Raw genomic sequence first — 16,446 nt, 5'->3', positions numbered from 1 at the left:
GTCTCCGTAACTTCCCTTACACATGGGGCAGCACTAATATCGGGTTCGGACTAGCGTGTTAATATGACGTTGGGAACTCAAACGATGAAGTGGAGTTTTCGGCAAACTGGCCTTCGGGCTTCTTCTTTTGAGGTTTTAAGGATAATCGCTCGTGATCTGCGATCCGTTCGCAATCCGTTAGCAGGTTTAGTGATGCTCTTCATGGACTACAGTGCCATCCGTGGCCTTGCATGTTGTTGATTTTACGTTTAAGCGTGGATTCGATTCCTTCCGCGCTCACCACTTTCGATTGCTTCGACTCTCGTATTTTTTACTTGGCGTTCCCGACCGGATCCTGCCACAGGTCGGTGCGGAACGGAGACGCCGGAAGTCCTTCTGCATTGAAGAGATTGCATTCAGGGCTATCGCCCCATGCGTAGCGCACGGCAACGGGAGCGGCGACCTGGGGGCTGGAAACTACGACCGAATCTCGGTCGATTTGCGCTTCGGCCCAATGGAACACGCGGTCCTCGCCGGCGATAGCAAATCCGCGCAGAGCGCCGTCGTCGTTCGCTTTCAAGCCGCCCCCGGTGTGGGCGAAGCGGATTCTGATCGTGCCGCGCTCTACCGCCATGGATTCATACATTGGCCCGGAATAAACAATGGATTTGTGGTACGTGGTCCCGAGCGCCCAGAGGGCCAAACGCTCTCCGACCTCGGCTTTGCGATGGGGATGCAAATCCTTGGGGTCACCCACATCGATGGTCACCGCTAAGCCCGTGCCTGGCATCTGCTTCACGGTCAGTAGTTGTGCTTCGCGCAATTCCGCCCAGGCCGACTCCCCCGGTTGAGCGGGCACGGCTCCATGATTGGGCAATTGCACGATCAGAAACTGCATATCGGGCTGGCGAGACGCCGAGCGCCAGCTTTCGATGAGATCGGGGAGAAGCGTTCGATATTGAGCGGGCTTCCATCCGTTGCTCTCGCCTTGGTACCAGATCGCGCCACGAAAGGGATACGGCAACAGCGGCGCAATCATGCCTTGAAATAATCCGGTTGCCGGACGCGAAGGATAGCCCGACGCGGGCACGCTCTCTATGACGAAACCAATTAACGAATTCGGAGTGAAGTCCTCGGTTACGCCCCACCCCTCCTGCCGCAGATCTCGGAACCAGATGGTGACCGGTCTCCAGTCTGACGACGCGGGAAGCAAGTGTGTGGAATAGTCATCCCAATCGGTGATCGTCGGTTGCAGGGAACGAATGCGAAACCTGCCGTCTCCGCGAACCCAGAATCGAACTCCCGCATATCCACTGAGATCCGTCGCAGAGCCGTCAGTCTGATATCGCACGCTCAGGCGAGAGTCGTCGGACGCATCGAGTTGGCCCGCCACATGCGCGGCGTATCCTTGTCCACTACGGCCGGGCGTTTCGAGTTCGAATGAAGTCGCGGGAGCATCTCGGAAATCGTAGGAAAAATATCCGCCCAGCGAGTTTCGCGCGCTGCCATCGTCAAAATCGGCGAACGGCGTCGGCTTGCCCTGGCTGGCTGGATCGGGAAGCAATTCGAAATCGTCGAACTCCAGGTCGAACCTGGCGCCAGCGAATCCCTTGTTTTCATGGCGGTTCCATTCGTCGAACATCGGCTTGATCTGCGGGTCCCGCTCAATCTCCTCCGGGGCGATCCACTCTTCCGCCGCAGTTCCTGGCCACGCGCTTTCGATGATTCCGATCGGGACATTGAGTTTGCGGTGAAGGTCGCGTGCAAAGTAATACGCCACCGCGGAGAACTCCTTGGCTGTGTCGGGCGTACAAAGCTGCCATGAGGCCGCCAGCGTGTCCGATTGTGGAGATTGAGCAACTCTTTTCGGAACCGTGAACAGGCGAATGCCCGGATAGTCGGCCTTGGGAATTTCTTCTGCAGCGCCCGTGGAGCCACTCAGCGCGAATGTCATGTTCGATTGGCCGGAAGCCACCCACACCTCACCGATCATTACGTCTTTAATGACAACTTCTTTTTTCCCGAGGACTCTCAACGTAAATGGGCCACCGGCTCGCATGGCCGGCAGCAGGACGCTCCAATGGCCACCCGGATCGGCGTGCGTGGCTCGAGTGTTTTTCCCCAGCGTGACCGCAATTGGCTCGCCGGGATCGGCTGTACCCCATACGTGAATCTCGCGGTCTTGTTGAAACACCGCATGATCGCTGATCGCATGGGGAAGGGCAGGATCAGCCCATGCCAGGGCGAGAAAAAATCCAAAAAACAGAAAGAACGGAAATATACGAAACCGCAAATGAGATTTACGCATTTCTGTGCTCTCCGCTGCGCGTTCGCGCTCCCGTTCCCGGGGCCATGGCTGTCGACTCTCGCAGCACCAAACTGGTCTGAAGAACGTATTCTGTGCCATGCGGTGCCGAAGCCTCGCTTTGCACATCGGACAGAAGCGCTTCAAATGCCAGGCGTGCCAGTTCCGCCTGCGACATTTGCACGGTCGCGAGTGGCGGCAAGACGAACTGTGCCAGGCGAATGTTGTCAAAGCCGACAACCGACAAGTCGCGGGGAATCGAGATTTTGGCGTCGTAGCTCTGCCGCATAACCCCGATCGCCGTCATGTCATTGGAGCACATGACTGCGGTGGGCCGAGTACGGCCCCGTGGCAGCGCTGCCATCGCTTTCATTCCTCCTTCGAGCGTGTGATCCCCCTCGATGATCAGATCGGGTTTCGCGGTGAGCCCGATCTCTTCCATCGACTGCACGAATGCATTCTTACGGGCCGCCGCGGATTTGAGCGCGAGCGGTCCGGTGATGAAAGCGATTCGCTCGTGGCGCAGAGCCGCCAGATGTTGCACCGCCTGCCGTATGCCATGAAGGTAATCGATCCGGATATTGCTCACTCTCGGCCGCGCGGGCCCGACGTCCACAAACACCAGCGGCACATTGCGTATCTTCAGGTCTTCGAGAAGAAGTTCTTCCATGCCGAATGTCATTACCGCAACGCCGTCCACCCGGCGCTCGATCATGCGTCGAACCGAAGTCTCCATGCGTTTTGGATCGTTGACGGTCGAGGTCAGCAGGATTTCGTAGTGATGCTGAACCGCAATGGTCTCGAACACCTGCACAATCTCAGGAAAGAACGGATTGACCATCTCAGAGACGATGAGGCCAAAAATCCGGCTGCGCCCCGATACCAGCGATCTGGCCTGGGTGTTGGGATAGTATCCCAGTTCGTCTACGACCTTCCAAACCCGCTTCGCAAGCGCTGCATTTACCGTCGGAATGCGGTTAATCGTCCGCGACACGGTAGCCGTCGAGACCCTGGCGCGCTTCGCGATTTCCCGTATGTCCATGTGATGCCCTGCCTATTTAGAAACACACGCTGTCGCCTCGACCGCACCGCGATCCGTTCCACCACACGACGGCGCCGGGTTGCCTAAGAAGTCTCGCCCGCCGTTATTCTCAATCGCACGCCCTGAATTAATCGCGGGAGATCCGGCTCGCAAACCGTATCCAGAGACGCTATGGAGGCCCGCCGTCGCGGCCCCGGGCGCTTGCAGCATCGGATTGGTGAGCAAAGCATGGGGATCCTGAGGCGCGTCCGTGCCTCCAAAATAAATGTTCGAGTCGAAAACGTTACTTGTACTTTTGCCAGGCCCCGGCGCGGTGTCGTAAGACCCATCCGGATTCCCCGTCACTCCGTACGAAAAGAATCGCGCCGTCCCGTCGACGTAGAAGATGTTGTTATAGAAGTAGGTATCCGCGGCCCACCCGGTCCAGTCCGTGTGGAGAACCACGTCCACGTTCTCCTCCTTTCCGACGTAGATCGTGTTGTTGTAGATGAGCGTGTTTTTGACCGGACCGGAAAGTTTGATGCCGCGATGATGATCGTTCTGGCTGATGTTGTAGCGAACGATGGTGCCAACATTTCCCGCGCTCACGCTCGGACTCTGGCTGCCTTCGTTGCAAATCAGCAGGAATCCGCCGTCGTTGTCGTGGCTGTAGTTGTACTGGATGATCGTATTGCGGCTGTTCCAGTCGGAGTCAAACCCCTCCGCATCGTGCTGGCCGTGGGTTCCATAAACTTCGTTGAACTGGATGATGGTGTTGTCGGCGCTCCACGGCCAGATGCCGACGTTGTAATCCTGCGAACGCTGACTGGCATGGGAGACGACGTTGTGTTCGACAAGCGCGCCATCCGTCGCGACATTGACGATGCCGTCGCCGCCGATGTCGTCCAGAACGTTGTTGCGAATCACCACGCCCAGGCTGGGATACCATTTCGAGCGCATCCAGTGAGTCGACCATCCCATGATTCCGCTGCGATCGACACGCGAAATGCGATTGCCCTCGATGCGCAGATCGACGAAGCGGCTCGGCCTGGAGTCGCCGATCGCGCTGTAGTCAATTCCGCCGTTGACCTTTTCTTTCTCCGTGCCGTTCACATCATGAATCGTGAGATTCCTCAGATAAATGTGATGCAAATCGCCGACATTCTCCGCAACCACATGGACGCCGCGGCGAATTGTTGAATTGTCTTCCTGGTTCGTAAGCGCATGGTTCGTAAGCCCCCGGTTCGTAATCTCCAGGTTCTGAATTTCCCAGTACTCCTGGTTCTTGAGCAGAACCGCGTCCTCGGCAAGCCCGTCGCCGTTAATGACAGGCAGCGCATCGCCGCCATACTTGTCGATGACAACAGGATGCTGCGCCGTGCCGGAACCCTTAGGCCAAAGCTGCCCGGTCCAGGTCGAACCGGACTTGAACAGGATGCGATCGCCAGGATTAAAGTTGGTGGCGTTGACTCTAGTCAGAGTCCTCCAGGCCTTCTCCGGCCGAATGCCGGAATTTGCGTCGCTGCCGTAGCGCGAGTCGACGTAATAACTAACGACTCTGTCTTTGGGGGTTCGCGATGAACCGGGCAGGGCCTGGGCCCCAATTCCGCCCAGAGTGAGAAAAAGCAAGAGAACCGAGGCCATAACAAAGCGTCGGAGCTGTAGTTCTTTCGCTGAACGATGCTTTGCAGGCATTTGGGTATCCGCAGTCTGTACGGCTGGCCGCTCAAGGCGACGGAGACAACTGCCGAGGGCGAAACTCTCCGGCTGCTTTGGTCAGAAGTCGAAGCGAATCGCGAATTGCCCGGTTCGCGGGTTATCAATGACTCCAAGAATTTCACCAAAGGTGTCCATGTTACCTGGGGTTTGGATCAGCGACTTATTGCCTCCACAACCGTTGATGTTGTAGTAGTGGCGGTTGAACAGGTTGTAGAACTCAGCCCTGAAGGACAGCTTGTATTGCCCCTCAGAGCCCATCGGAACATATTTGAGAATGCTGGCATTCTCGTTGGCTTGGCCGGGGCACCGCAGTGCGGAAAGATCAAGAGGGCCAGTTCCCAACGTGCCCGGGGCGGGCGCGCTCGCCACACTCTGCGGCATGTAAATATCCTGCGGGGGAATAATCGTCTGGCCGGATGGTATAGGCACAAAATGCCTCGGGTTCGACGGACCGCTGAAACCCTGCAGGTTGAAGTTGGGATAAAGATTGCCCCACATCGGCCAGTACTGATTATTCACAACAGCCTGGAACGGTTGACCGGATGTGTACAACACTAGCCCGGAGAGCGTCCATCCGCCTACAATTCGATTCACAATGCGGTTTTGACCGGCCAACCAACGCTGTCCTCTGCCAAAAGGTAACTGGTAGCTTACAAATCCCTTCACGATGTGTGTTTGATCGTAGTTGGTGAGGGAATGAGCGGCCGCACCTATGTTGCCGAAATCTTGAATCGCAGTGTAATAATTGTTGCCCTCCTGCTGCGCCGAGAAAGTGTCGCCTTCCTGGCGGGAAAGCGTGTAACTCATGTCCATAGTCAATCCACGCCCTGTGCGCTTTACCACGTCGATGACCATGGAGTCGTAATAACTCTGACCCAACGGTAGACCTACATAAATTAGGTTGGGATAATACCAACCAGCGTAAGTGTAGGGGTTAAAGAAAGACTGCGCTACCTGCGGGTACGGCGTGATGGCCTCCATTAGAGTTCCGCAGAAGCCCGGATAGGGATAGGCTATTCCGTAACCTGCTGCGTCCGACGGAGAGCAAACGGGGTTGCTGTACGCATTAAGACCCGGAATCTGCTGGGCCAACTTCAGGAAAGTGGAAGTCGAACCTTGGTTCCAAGCTAAGGCAGTATCGGTAAGACGATGGCCGCGGTTCCCGACATAGGCAGCTTCGACGCGCATGTTCGGCGTCAGTTCGTACTGCACGCCAAAATTGAAGGCATCACTGTAACCTACACGCAGCGCTCGCGGATCGACGCTGACCAGCGGAAACAAATATTCGGGGCAGGTTGGTTGCGTGGCGCCGCCGCAGGAATTCTTATTGCCCGGCTGGAAAACACCGGGATAGCCACTGTCCCAGTTAAAGGGAGTGCTGACTTGGTTGGTGCCCTTGAAGCCAGGCGCAAAGCCATTCGGGACACCATCAAAATACGGGACGCCTGGCGGAAAGTAGATGATCCCGAAAGAACCGCGGAACACGGCTTTCCTCCAGGGTGAGTATGCAAAGCCAATCGTCGGTCCGAAGTTCGCAGCGTATTCATTTTTCTCGAAACTGTCGCTGCCGTTCTTGGCATAGACGAGAGTACCCGGAATTCCAAGGGTGGGGTCGATAGCGTGAAGGTCGTAGTTTGCCCAGGATCCGTTTTTCTCGTGGAACCGGAAGTTATAGTTCCAGCGCAGACCCAGGTTCAGAGTGAGATTGGGACGGACCTTGTAGCTGTCCTGGGCATACAGGGCCATCTCCTTTTCCCGTCCGTACAGATTGAAGGGTGTGGTCTGGCTGGCAGTGTTGACATTCCCCAAAAGGAAACTGGCAAACGCGAAACCAACTTGATTGCCGTATCCCTGGCTCGGAGCGCCGGTGGCATTGCTTGAGAAACTGAAGGAGTTTGCCCCCGAGCCGCTGTGACTGTTGACTTGCTGAGCATGAAAATCGCCGCCGAAAGTAATATTGTGTTTGCCTTTGATCCAGGTCACGGTGTCCCCGGTGATCATTGTGGCGCCCGCGGAGTTTCCCTGCCAAACGTTCCCGATTCCAGTTTCGGTGTGTGCGGTCGAGTCGCTGAATGAGATCGAGGGGAAGTTGTTTGCACCAGTATTGCCAAAGCCGAGCGTCGAGTTCCAGTTGGAGGGAGCCGTCGGCAGACTGCCGTTCCAGTACCAGTTGTAGGTGAGGTTCAGTACATTCATAAGGTGAGGAGAAAATGTGTGGGACTCGCTCACCCGCCATTCTTGCGAGCGCACCAACTGAAGCCTGGCCTCGGAAAGTGGCCCCCCGTCCGAGCTTCCTGCTGACCAGAGGCCTCCACTGTCGTCCAGCGTCCGGGGGCGGTGGTTGTAGACCCAGGACCCCGAGAGCCAATCGTTGCGGGTCAGGCTGTGGTCCAGTTTGATCACGATCTGGTTCGGGGTCTGCGAGGGGCTGTTGTCGATAAGACCTCTAAGGTTGCTGTCGATTCCGGAAAATTCAGGCGTGTAATACTTCTGATAAATCGGGATAATCTTTTGCGCCACCGCGCTGAACATGGAGGTGGGAATCGCATTTCCGACAAAGACCGCTCCCGGATCGTTTGGATTGAAGATGGCTCCGGCATAGATTGGATTGCCGTGGACGTCGGTACCGAGCAACTGGGTTGTGTCCAATAACGCGCTGAAGTTCCCGCCCAGAAAATCCGCGGTCGGAACTGTGGCGGCCGGTCCACCTAGCCGGAAGTCGTTCTGGGTATAACGCTCGAATGCGCCAAAGAAAAACGTCTTATCTCGAAAGATTGGACCGCCCAGGCTTCCTCCCCAATCCCAGGCTCGGGCCTTGCTTTTTCGCAAGCCTTGGTTGTCATTGGTCCAGGTGTTCGCGTCGAGCAGTTCATTATGGCCGTAGAGGAATGAGGACCCGTGGAACTTATTGGTCCCCGATTTCAGGCTGAAAGACATGACGCCGCCGCCGGTGATAGCGCTTTGTGCGTCCAATCCGCTGGTTTGCGCCTGCAGTTCCTGTACGGCTTCCATACTGGGACCAGTTTCCAACGAATCCCCGGGAATATTCGCTGTGGCCGATGTGCCGTCGACCGTGTAGTCCTTGGTGAACCATTGTCCGCCATTCACCACTGCACCGTACGGACTGCTAATCGGAGAGTACCCGGGGGTGATGGCCACTGCAAATTCCTCAGCAAAACGCCCGCCGCTATAGATACTCAGCGGCAGGTCAGTTACTACGCTACCTTTCATGTTCGTCCCAAACGACCCGTTTTCCTGATCTAGGACTGGCGCATCGGCAGTTACCGTCATGGATTCGCTGATCTTTCCTACTTTGAGGGCGGCATCGATGCGGGCTACCTGGGTCGATTCCAACGTGATGCTCGGGCGAAGGAGAATATCGAACCCCTCCTTCTTGAATTCGACCGAATAGGGTCCCGGCGAGAGATTGGGGATGACGTAAATTCCGTCCTGGTTGGAGACGGTCTTAGTGGGCACATTCGTGTCGGTATTGGTAGCTGTCACTTCCACACCGGGAAGCAAGGCGGCCGACGTGTCCCGGACCGTGCCGGTAATCGAAGCGCGATTGACCTGGGACCATGCACCCTGGCTTAACGTCACGAGCACAATTGCAAAAAGAAGCGATAGGAACGCCGACTGGGGAGCCCGCCGCATAATCTCTCCTGTGGGCTCGACTAGGAGCCCGAGTAATCGTTTACTCGCGTATAAATGGAAAGGCACTTCGATGATGCAAAATCTTTGGGACCGCCAGAAACCATAGTCCCGCTTGCACTCGCTTGTCAAGCCATAAGTCTTACGGGCATCACCGAAGTGAGGCGAGGCGATATTTGCGTAAACGTTTACTGCGGTTCTCATCAAACCTACGGGAACCGGACGCCGGCGTCATCTGCTCGGTATTCCACTGCGACGATCCTGCCCTCTAGTTCCACTGGTTCTTCCTCGGCCGATGAGCACTCAATCTCCACCGCTACTCCCGGCTTCAAAGCGTTGTTCTTGATTTCTCCCACAGCCCACGACAGGCCGCTCCAGATCACCTTGTCGTAGTCAATCTCGACGGGCAGAGATTTCCCTGCCTGCGATGCGCGTAGAACAAATATCTTACCCATGTTGGTACCATTCGGCGGTCCACCCTTCCAACTGCGCATGATGCTGCCATCCTTCGGGGACCGCTGCCGCATAATAACCCGCAGATCGCCCTTGTTGGGAGCAGTGAATTCGGCGCGAATCGTATTCTTGCCAATCGGCGAAAATGTCGCTTCCAGAGGCGAAATCGAGTGCGGGATGTCGACATCCTCTTGTACGCCAAGATCGTACTTCGCGTTGGCATACTTTCCGAATCCCACCACCGCCATCTGCCCGGGTCCGAGCTTGATCTTGTCAATGGTCAGCGCGGGCTGAAATCCAGCGTCCCGAAAAATCACCTGCCCGCCCGCTAGTTCCCCCTGCTCCCGCGAAAGGCGCGGCATTTGAATTTCTTCAATACTCTGGGCCGGGTTCATCACCACGTAGACCGCTCCGTCGGGGTCCAGCGAACCAAAGCCGTAAGGCTCGATGTCTCCGGGGATTCCGCCAAAGGTTTTCGTCCGTCCCTCGGACTGCAATTGCAGGTAAAGCGACTGCACTTTGGCGAACCAGCGGGCGTCGTCATCGGTCAGGAACTCAAGGCTGCCGTAAATCGTATTCACCCAGCCGCCGCGCGCCATCATCAGGAGTAGCGCGCCTTTCCAGGCATGCGTTTTGCGGTAATAGATGGTGCCGGTGTTTCCCAGCATGAAGCCGGTGGAGTCGATCCGTTCCAGCGGCAGAAAACTCTGCTCGTAGCGGCGGACCATGTGGTCGCTGTAGATATCCAGCGATCGCCAAAAGTTCATCTCCGGCACGTCCGAAGGCCGAGGATCTCCGGAATACAGCGAATCGAAAACCTCGAGCCAGCGCAGGTCCACAACGTTGCGGAAAGGAAAGGGCCCGGACGTCGACTCGACGTCACCCCCAAAGCCATTGAACGCGACCAGCACCACATCGGGATTCCGCTGGCGGAACTTGCGGAGCGCCTCGCGAAACGCATCCACGTTGGCGGCTCGAATCTCTTCCGGGCTTTTCCTTTTTGCAGTTTCCGGAGTGGCGGCGCCGAAATCGACAAAATCAAATTTGTAGATGCGGATGCCGCGGTCGTACCAGTACTGCAAAGTGTCCATGAAGTTGGGCAGGAAGCCGCCTTCGGAAAACGACATCGAGCCCTTTTTCTCGGTCAACGAATCCTGCCATTCGGGAGCGGCGTTGATCTTTACCAGCGTGTTGGTACTGAACCAGAGGCCGGGCAGGATACCGTTGTCGCGGCATTTCTTAATCCACGCGTCCGGGCCGTTGGGCCAATTCGGCTTGCGCCACGTCCGGTAGCCGCCATTCGGATCGAACCAGAACGCGTCAATGGTGTAGTAATCGAAACGAACTCCGAGACGCCGCAGACGAAGAATTTCGTCCAGCTCCCTCATGGTTAATTCTTCGGTCAAAGGAATGTTGTCGGAGAGTTCGTCATAGGCAGACCAGTTGTTGTAGACGAATATCGGGTCGCGAACCAGCGGCGCGCCGAGATGGCTGCTGGTCCAGGGCTTTGGGTGACCAGAGATGTTCTGTGCCGAATCCTGGGCGATGAGACCACTGCATCCCAGAAGAGCGATGAGAACGAGATAGAGAGGCGGGGCGACTCGTGCCATCTTGAAAACATAAATCAGGACTTGCTGCATTCGGCTTCCTCGGATGTCGATGAATTATAGCCGCCGCCTTTGCGCCCGGTTCTGGCTGACGGACACTCACACAGGAATCGCGTAAGCGCCGAGATTGTCCGGGCTCACGAGCTAGTCGAGCGCCCGCTGAAATCAGGCCGCGTGCTCCTAGCCATTCATGAGATAGCCCATCGCCAATCCTCGAACGAAAAGGGTGGACGGCTGGCCGAGGTTCTTAAGGGCGGGCGCAACCACTGAGATGGGCGCCCCATTCTTCGCGCTCTGTGCGAAGACCGGGCCGCGATGCCGCATGCAGCGCCGTTTTTGGCTTTGCGAAAATCGCAATGACGCGTCACGCACGCGCTTTGTCGATCATCGCCTCCCACATGCCTTTCGATTTCAAAATAATCTCGACGGCCTCGCGGATCGCGCCATGCCCGGCTACAGCTTGTGTCGTATAGTGCGCGACTTTTTTCACCTCAGGGACGGCGTCGCCCACCGCAATGGCCAGCCCGGCGCGACGCATCAACGGAATATCCGGCAAATCGTCGCCCACATAGGCCACTGCGGAATCGTCCACGCCGGCCGTATTGAGAATTTTTTCGTACGCGGGCATCTTCAACGGCTGCTTCATGTAAATGAATTCCATCTTCATTTCGTGGGCGCGACGCAGAAGTGCAGCGCTTTCGCGCCCGGTGATGCATCCGGTGCGGAGTCCCGCAGTTTGTGCCAGGGTCAGCCCTTGGCCGTCATGCGCGTCAAATGTCTTGATTTCCAGCGCCACGCCGTCGGGTTGAGAGAGCAGAGTAACGCCGCCGTCGGTCATGGTGCCGTCAACATCCATCAACAGCACCTTGATTTGCGACGCGCGTTTTTTCACAGCGGGAGAGATTGTAGCCGGAGAAATTCTTGCCTTGTTTCTCTTCGCAGGTCGAGCCAATAGCGCCTCCACTCAAAGATGAAAAATGAACGATGAGAAATGAAAGATTAATCAAAGTGTAAGCGAAACTTCGGATTCCCGCTAAACCCAGTCTTCATTTCTAAAGCACGGCGTCGTCCTAAGGCGCGGTATCATCTCGAGCGTAAGTCAACCCTGCGGCGGCTTCAATCGCGCAGCCAACCGCCATCCTGAATTGCGCGTGAACGGCTGCGCGTGAACTGCGTTCAGCGCACTTCACGCGCAATTGGAGCGAAGTCCTGCCTCACCGGTGCTTAATGAACTCGCCAGTCTGCAACTCCGTCATCGCCTCGCGCAGTTGCTCCTGCGTGTTCATTACTATCGGTCCATACCAGGCGACCGGTTCCTCGATCGGCTTGCCCGATACCAGCAGGAACCGAATTCCTTCCGGTCCCGCCTGCACCGTAAGTTCGTCGCCGCGATCGAACAGCACCAGCGAATGATTCCGAGCGTCATACTTGGCGGGTGCATTCGGATCGGCCGTCTGCTCAGTCAGCACCGCACGCGGATCGGACGCATCCCGAAACGTTCCCGATCCGGCGAACACATACGCGAAAGCATTCCGCGTAGTCTCGACCTTGATCCGCTTGCGTTGTCCTGGCGCAACGGAAATATCCAGGTAGTTCGGATCGGCGGCCACGCCCTCTACCGGTCCGCGCTTGCCCCAAAACTCGCCGCAGATCACGCGCACATGGGTGCCATCGTCGTCGGTCACTTCGGGAATCGCGGTCGACGGAATATCCTGATAGCGCGGGTCGGTCATCTTCAGCGATGCGGGCAGGTTCGCCCACAACTGAAAGCCGTGCATGCGCCCTTGCGCATCGCCCTTCGGCATCTCCTGATGCAGAATGCCGCTGCCCGCTGTCATCCACTGCACGTCGCCCGCGGTCATCTTGCCCTGGTTACCCAGACTGTCGCCATGCTCGACCGATCCGGCCAGCACATAAGTGATGGTCTCGATCCCGCGGTGCGGATGCCACGGAAATCCGGCGCGATAATCGTCAGGATTGTCATTGCGGAAATCGTCCAGCAAAAGAAACGGATCGAATTCCTTGGTCTTGCCAAAACCGAAGGCGCGTTGCAGTTTCACGCCCGCGCCTTCCATGGTGGTCTTGGTTTGAATAATTTGTTTTACTGGTCGCAGTGACATAACTACTCCCCTCTTTTCCGCGCCACACGGCGGGATCTAACCCGTGCCATGCGGCAAAATTTAGGTCGTGATGCAATTTAGCTTAAAGCTACAGCGTTACCGGGCGGAGCCCTTTTCGGCGTTGCGAAGCATCGCGGTCTCAACCGAAGCGGCGCGTATGCCAAAGCATACCGCCCGAAACGTTACGCCTTCATCTTCTTAAGCCTTGATAAACTCAACTTCCAGGTCGATGGTGACTTCTTCGCCCACTACAATGCCGCCGGTTTCCAGGGCCGCATTCCAGGTCAGGCCGAAGTCTTTGCGATTGATCTTGGTCGTCGCCGAAACTCCAACCCGGGTGTTGCCCCACGGATCTTTCATCGGCGGCGTCGGCCCTTCTACGCTAAAAAGAACCTTTCGCGTCACGCCATGAATCGTCAGGTTGCCCTCGACCTCCAGTTCTCCATCCCGCACCAGGCTGATGCGTGAAGAGGTGAACGACAAGGTCGGGAATTTTTCCACATCGAGGAAGTCGGCGCTCTTCAGGTGCGCGTCGCGTTGCGGCTCGCGGGTTTCGATCGAGGTTGCATCGATTACCGCCTCGACCTTCGATTTCGACAGATCGGTTTCGTCCAGAATCAACTTCCCCGAGACTTTCGTGAAATGTCCTTTTACGTTGGAAATCATCATGTGACGGACCTTGAACTCGGCATGACTATGGGCCGGGTCGATGTTCCAGGTGGTTGCGGTCTGCGGTGCAACTGGTGTGCTCATGGTGTGGTATCCTCCTGTCGGAATTGGATGCGTGGAAACGATATTCGTTGCAACGAATACATGCTTGCAATAAGACCGGACTAAAGCTTCCAATATCGGGAAAGCCCCGCCGGGAAAGACCTTCATGATACTTCGTGCCGTGTGGTTTAAGCCGTTTCACCCAACCTGGGCCCGGGCGGCCCCCAGCAACTCCGAAAGCGCCCGTAACTGCTCTTTGCTCAGGTGCCCTAATTGCCGCCGGTGGGCTTCCACGACTGGAGGGTCAAGGCTGGCCAGAAGCTTCAGCCCCTCGGGCGTGATCCGTGCCATCACCATCCGCCGGTCCACGTTCTCCCGGCAGCGCGAAATCAGTCCTCGCTTCTCCAGGCGATCCAGCAATCGTGTAACATCGGGATCGCGCGTAATCATGCGGCAGGCAATTTCTCCGCATGGCAGTCCCTCCGGCGTTCCCCGCAGGATGCGCAGCACGTTGTACTGAGTTGGCGAAAGGTCCCCGCCGCCCTTCAGTACCTGCACCAATCCGCGCGAGAGCATATCCGTGGTGCGCGCCAGATCCAGAAATGCAATCTCTTCCGGACAACCCACGCGCCGTTTCCTGCTTGTCTTCCGTTCCTTCACTTACCCGATGATAGTCGTTGTAACGACTATTGTCAAGACGCAATATTTCCGGGGGATCGCTGTACCCTCAGTTTTCTAAACCGCATCGTCATCCCGAGCCGGCCCGTTCTTCAACCGAAGCCGGGGGATCTCAGTCTCAACCAGAAGCGGCGCGCAAACTAACCTGCCCTGCCTCAAACGGTTTAAAATCCCTCTATGCCTTCCTTCATTACCGATCGACCGGAATGCTGGCCTGCGCTCCCGCTGGACTCCTGGAAAGACACTTACGCCACCCTTCACATGTGGACCCAGATCGTCGGCAAAGTTCGCCTCTCGCTCACGCCGCTCGTCAACCATTGGTGGAATGTTCCTTTATATGTCACCGCCCGCGGCCTGAGCACCTCGCGCATTCCGTACTGTGACCGCTCGTTCGAGATCTGGTTCGATTTCACCGAGCATCAGCTCATGGTCGAAACCAACGACGGAGCCATCATGAAGCTTCCGCTCGCGCCGCTGTCAGTGGCCGAGTTCTACCAGGAATTCATGAACCTGCTGCACTCGCTCGACATCGAAGTCAAGATCTGGCGAATGCCAGTCGAAATTCCCAATCCCATTGCCTTCGACCAGGATCACACCCATGCCTCCTACGATCGCGTACCGGTCGAAAACTTCTGGAGGATTCTGCTCTCGGTCGATGCCGTGTTCCATTTATTCCGCTCGCAGTTTATCGGCAAGTGCAGCCCCGTTCACTTCTTCTGGGGAAGCTTCGACCTTGCTGTCAGCCGTTTTTCCGGCCGCCGCGCTCCCGAAAAACCTGGCGCCGATGGCATCACGCGGGAATCTTATTCCCACGAAGTCAGCAGTGTCGGCTTCTGGCCGGGCAGCGGAGACATTCACGAGGCTGCCTTCTATTCCTACACCGTGCCCGAGCCGCAGGGATTCCAGCAGGCTCGCGTCCGTCCCGATGCGGCGTTTTACGACAAGCGGGTTGGCGAATTTCTTCTGCCCTATGCCGAGGTTCGCAACGCTCAGTCGCCGAGCTCATCCCTGCTCGACTTCTGCCAGAGCACCTACGAAGCCGGCGCCAACTCCGCCAACTGGGATCGCCAAGCGCTCGAAAGATCTCGAAACGTCGAGAGATCTGTACCCATAGAGCGAGATGACCCGTTGAGGAAGCCATAAACTTCGCAATAAAACGTAGCGCCGGCGTCCCGCCGGCTGTCCCGAGGGCGTCCCGCCCTCGGCCCCCCGGAGCAAATATCGGGCTGCAAGTTTTTATGCCTGCGTCCGCGGCGGCGGGCGAGACGCTCCGCCGCAACAGCCGGCGGGACGCCGGCGCTACTCATTAACCTTCGTGTCTTCGTGGTTGACAATTTTGATTCGTGACTTCCAACGCCTCGCACAGTTTTCTGACCTGTTCCTCGAGCACAACGAACCGTTGGTACTCGTGCCCTTCCAGCGATCCCATCGAGATTCGCTCGTTGCGATAAACCATCGGACTCGGCAGCACACTCCTCAATCCAACATGAATCTCCCTGACACCGGTCTGCTCGACCAGACTGCGCGCGTTCCCAGGTTTAATGCCGCTGCCGGCCATGATGTCGATTCTCGATTGCGCCCTCTGCACCAGTCGCGCGATCGTCTCTTTTCCTTCCATCGCGGTCGTCTCGCCTCCCGAAGTCAGCACTCGATTGACGCCGATCGCGACAAGGTCATCGACCGCGCGAAGCAAGTCGGCAGTCATATCGAAGGCGCGATGAAAAGTCACGGGAAGCGGCCGAGCCTCGTCCACTAACTGTCGCGCTCGCGCGACATCAACATTGCCATTCAAATCGAGCACGCCGAAAACGACCGCGTTCGCTCCGAATCGCTTGGCGAGCGCGAGATCGCGGCGCATAGTTTCAAATTCATCCGCGTCGTAGCAGAAGTCGCCGCCGCGGGGGCGGATCATGACGGCAAGTTCCAGAGAAACTGCGCTCCGCGTCATTTCAATCAATCCCGCGCTCGGCGTGATTCCGCCTTCAACCATGCTCCCGCAAAGTTCCACTCGCGCCGCTCCGCCGCGCTCCGCGGCGACCGCCGAGGCAACCGAATCGACGCAGACCTCGACCAAAACCTTGGAAGCGTTAGGAGTCATGGAACTCAACGCGCGCTACTTCATCCGCCGCACAAACATTTTGTTTATCGCGAGCCCAGCAACAAAATAGTTTCATTCATCGCTTAACAACATCCTGTCATTCC

The 16,446-nt window shown here is 57.0% G+C and carries 11 protein-coding genes; 1 reads left to right on the top strand and 10 read right to left on the bottom strand.

The annotated features are described in order from the left end of the window. Nucleotides 1-310: 310 nt before the first annotated feature. The 9 genes from VGM18_10695 to VGM18_10655 form a co-directional block, all read right to left on the bottom strand. Nucleotides 311-2,287, bottom strand: a complete 1,977-nt coding sequence (locus VGM18_10695; protein ID HEY3973464.1) for a sialate O-acetylesterase — start codon at nt 2,285-2,287, stop codon at nt 311-313. Continuing rightward, complete coding sequence (locus tag VGM18_10690) at nt 2,280-3,326, bottom strand: LacI family DNA-binding transcriptional regulator (GenBank protein ID HEY3973463.1); 1,047 nt, start codon at nt 3,324-3,326, stop codon at nt 2,280-2,282. The genes VGM18_10695 and VGM18_10690 overlap by 8 nt, the downstream gene beginning before the upstream one ends. Nucleotides 3,327-3,338: 12 nt before the next feature. Then, nucleotides 3,339-4,949 (bottom strand): right-handed parallel beta-helix repeat-containing protein, encoded by a 1,611-nt coding sequence (locus tag VGM18_10685; GenBank protein HEY3973462.1) that lies wholly within the window; start codon nt 4,947-4,949, stop codon nt 3,339-3,341. A gap of 132 nt (nt 4,950-5,081) precedes the next feature. Next, a complete protein-coding gene (locus VGM18_10680) occupies nt 5,082-8,678 on the bottom strand; it encodes a carboxypeptidase regulatory-like domain-containing protein (protein HEY3973461.1) in 3,597 nt (1,198 codons plus the stop codon). Between the two features lie 206 nt (nt 8,679-8,884). Further along, nucleotides 8,885-10,768, bottom strand: coding sequence for a hypothetical protein (locus tag VGM18_10675; protein HEY3973460.1), 1,884 nt, complete (start codon nt 10,766-10,768; stop codon nt 8,885-8,887). Nucleotides 10,769-11,099: 331 nt separating this feature from the next. Continuing rightward, nucleotides 11,100-11,627 carry an HAD hydrolase family protein gene (locus tag VGM18_10670; GenBank protein HEY3973459.1) on the bottom strand — a complete coding sequence of 176 codons (528 nt, stop codon included), beginning with the start codon at nt 11,625-11,627 and terminating at the stop codon, nt 11,100-11,102. 322 nt (nt 11,628-11,949) lie between these two features. Continuing rightward, entirely contained in the window at nt 11,950-12,855 is a 906-nt protein-coding gene (locus VGM18_10665) for a pirin family protein (GenBank protein HEY3973458.1), read from the bottom strand. A gap of 198 nt (nt 12,856-13,053) precedes the next feature. Beyond that, nucleotides 13,054-13,608, bottom strand: coding sequence for a YceI family protein (locus tag VGM18_10660; protein ID HEY3973457.1), 555 nt, complete (start codon nt 13,606-13,608; stop codon nt 13,054-13,056). 156 nt (nt 13,609-13,764) lie between these two features. Beyond that, nucleotides 13,765-14,193 carry a MarR family transcriptional regulator gene (locus VGM18_10655; GenBank protein HEY3973456.1) on the bottom strand — a complete coding sequence of 143 codons (429 nt, stop codon included), beginning with the start codon at nt 14,191-14,193 and terminating at the stop codon, nt 13,765-13,767. Between the two features lie 228 nt (nt 14,194-14,421). Here VGM18_10655 and VGM18_10650 point away from each other — a divergent pair, with 228 nt between their 5' ends. Beyond that, the gene (locus VGM18_10650; protein ID HEY3973455.1) at nt 14,422-15,387 is read left to right on the top strand and encodes a DUF5996 family protein; all 966 of its coding nucleotides are present in this window, start codon (nt 14,422-14,424) and stop codon (nt 15,385-15,387) included. A gap of 163 nt (nt 15,388-15,550) precedes the next feature. Here the strand turns inward: VGM18_10650 and VGM18_10645 are convergent, their stop codons facing one another. After that, entirely contained in the window at nt 15,551-16,342 is a 792-nt protein-coding gene (locus VGM18_10645) for a copper homeostasis protein CutC (protein ID HEY3973454.1), read from the bottom strand. Between the last annotated feature and the right edge of the window lie 104 nt (nt 16,343-16,446).

It is taken from the genome of Candidatus Sulfotelmatobacter sp. (assembly GCA_036500765.1).
Taxonomy (GTDB): domain Bacteria; phylum Acidobacteriota; class Terriglobia; order Terriglobales; family Acidobacteriaceae; genus Sulfotelmatobacter.
The sequence above is the reverse complement of the archived record's forward strand: the minus strand, read 5'-3'. Positions and strand labels throughout refer to the sequence as shown.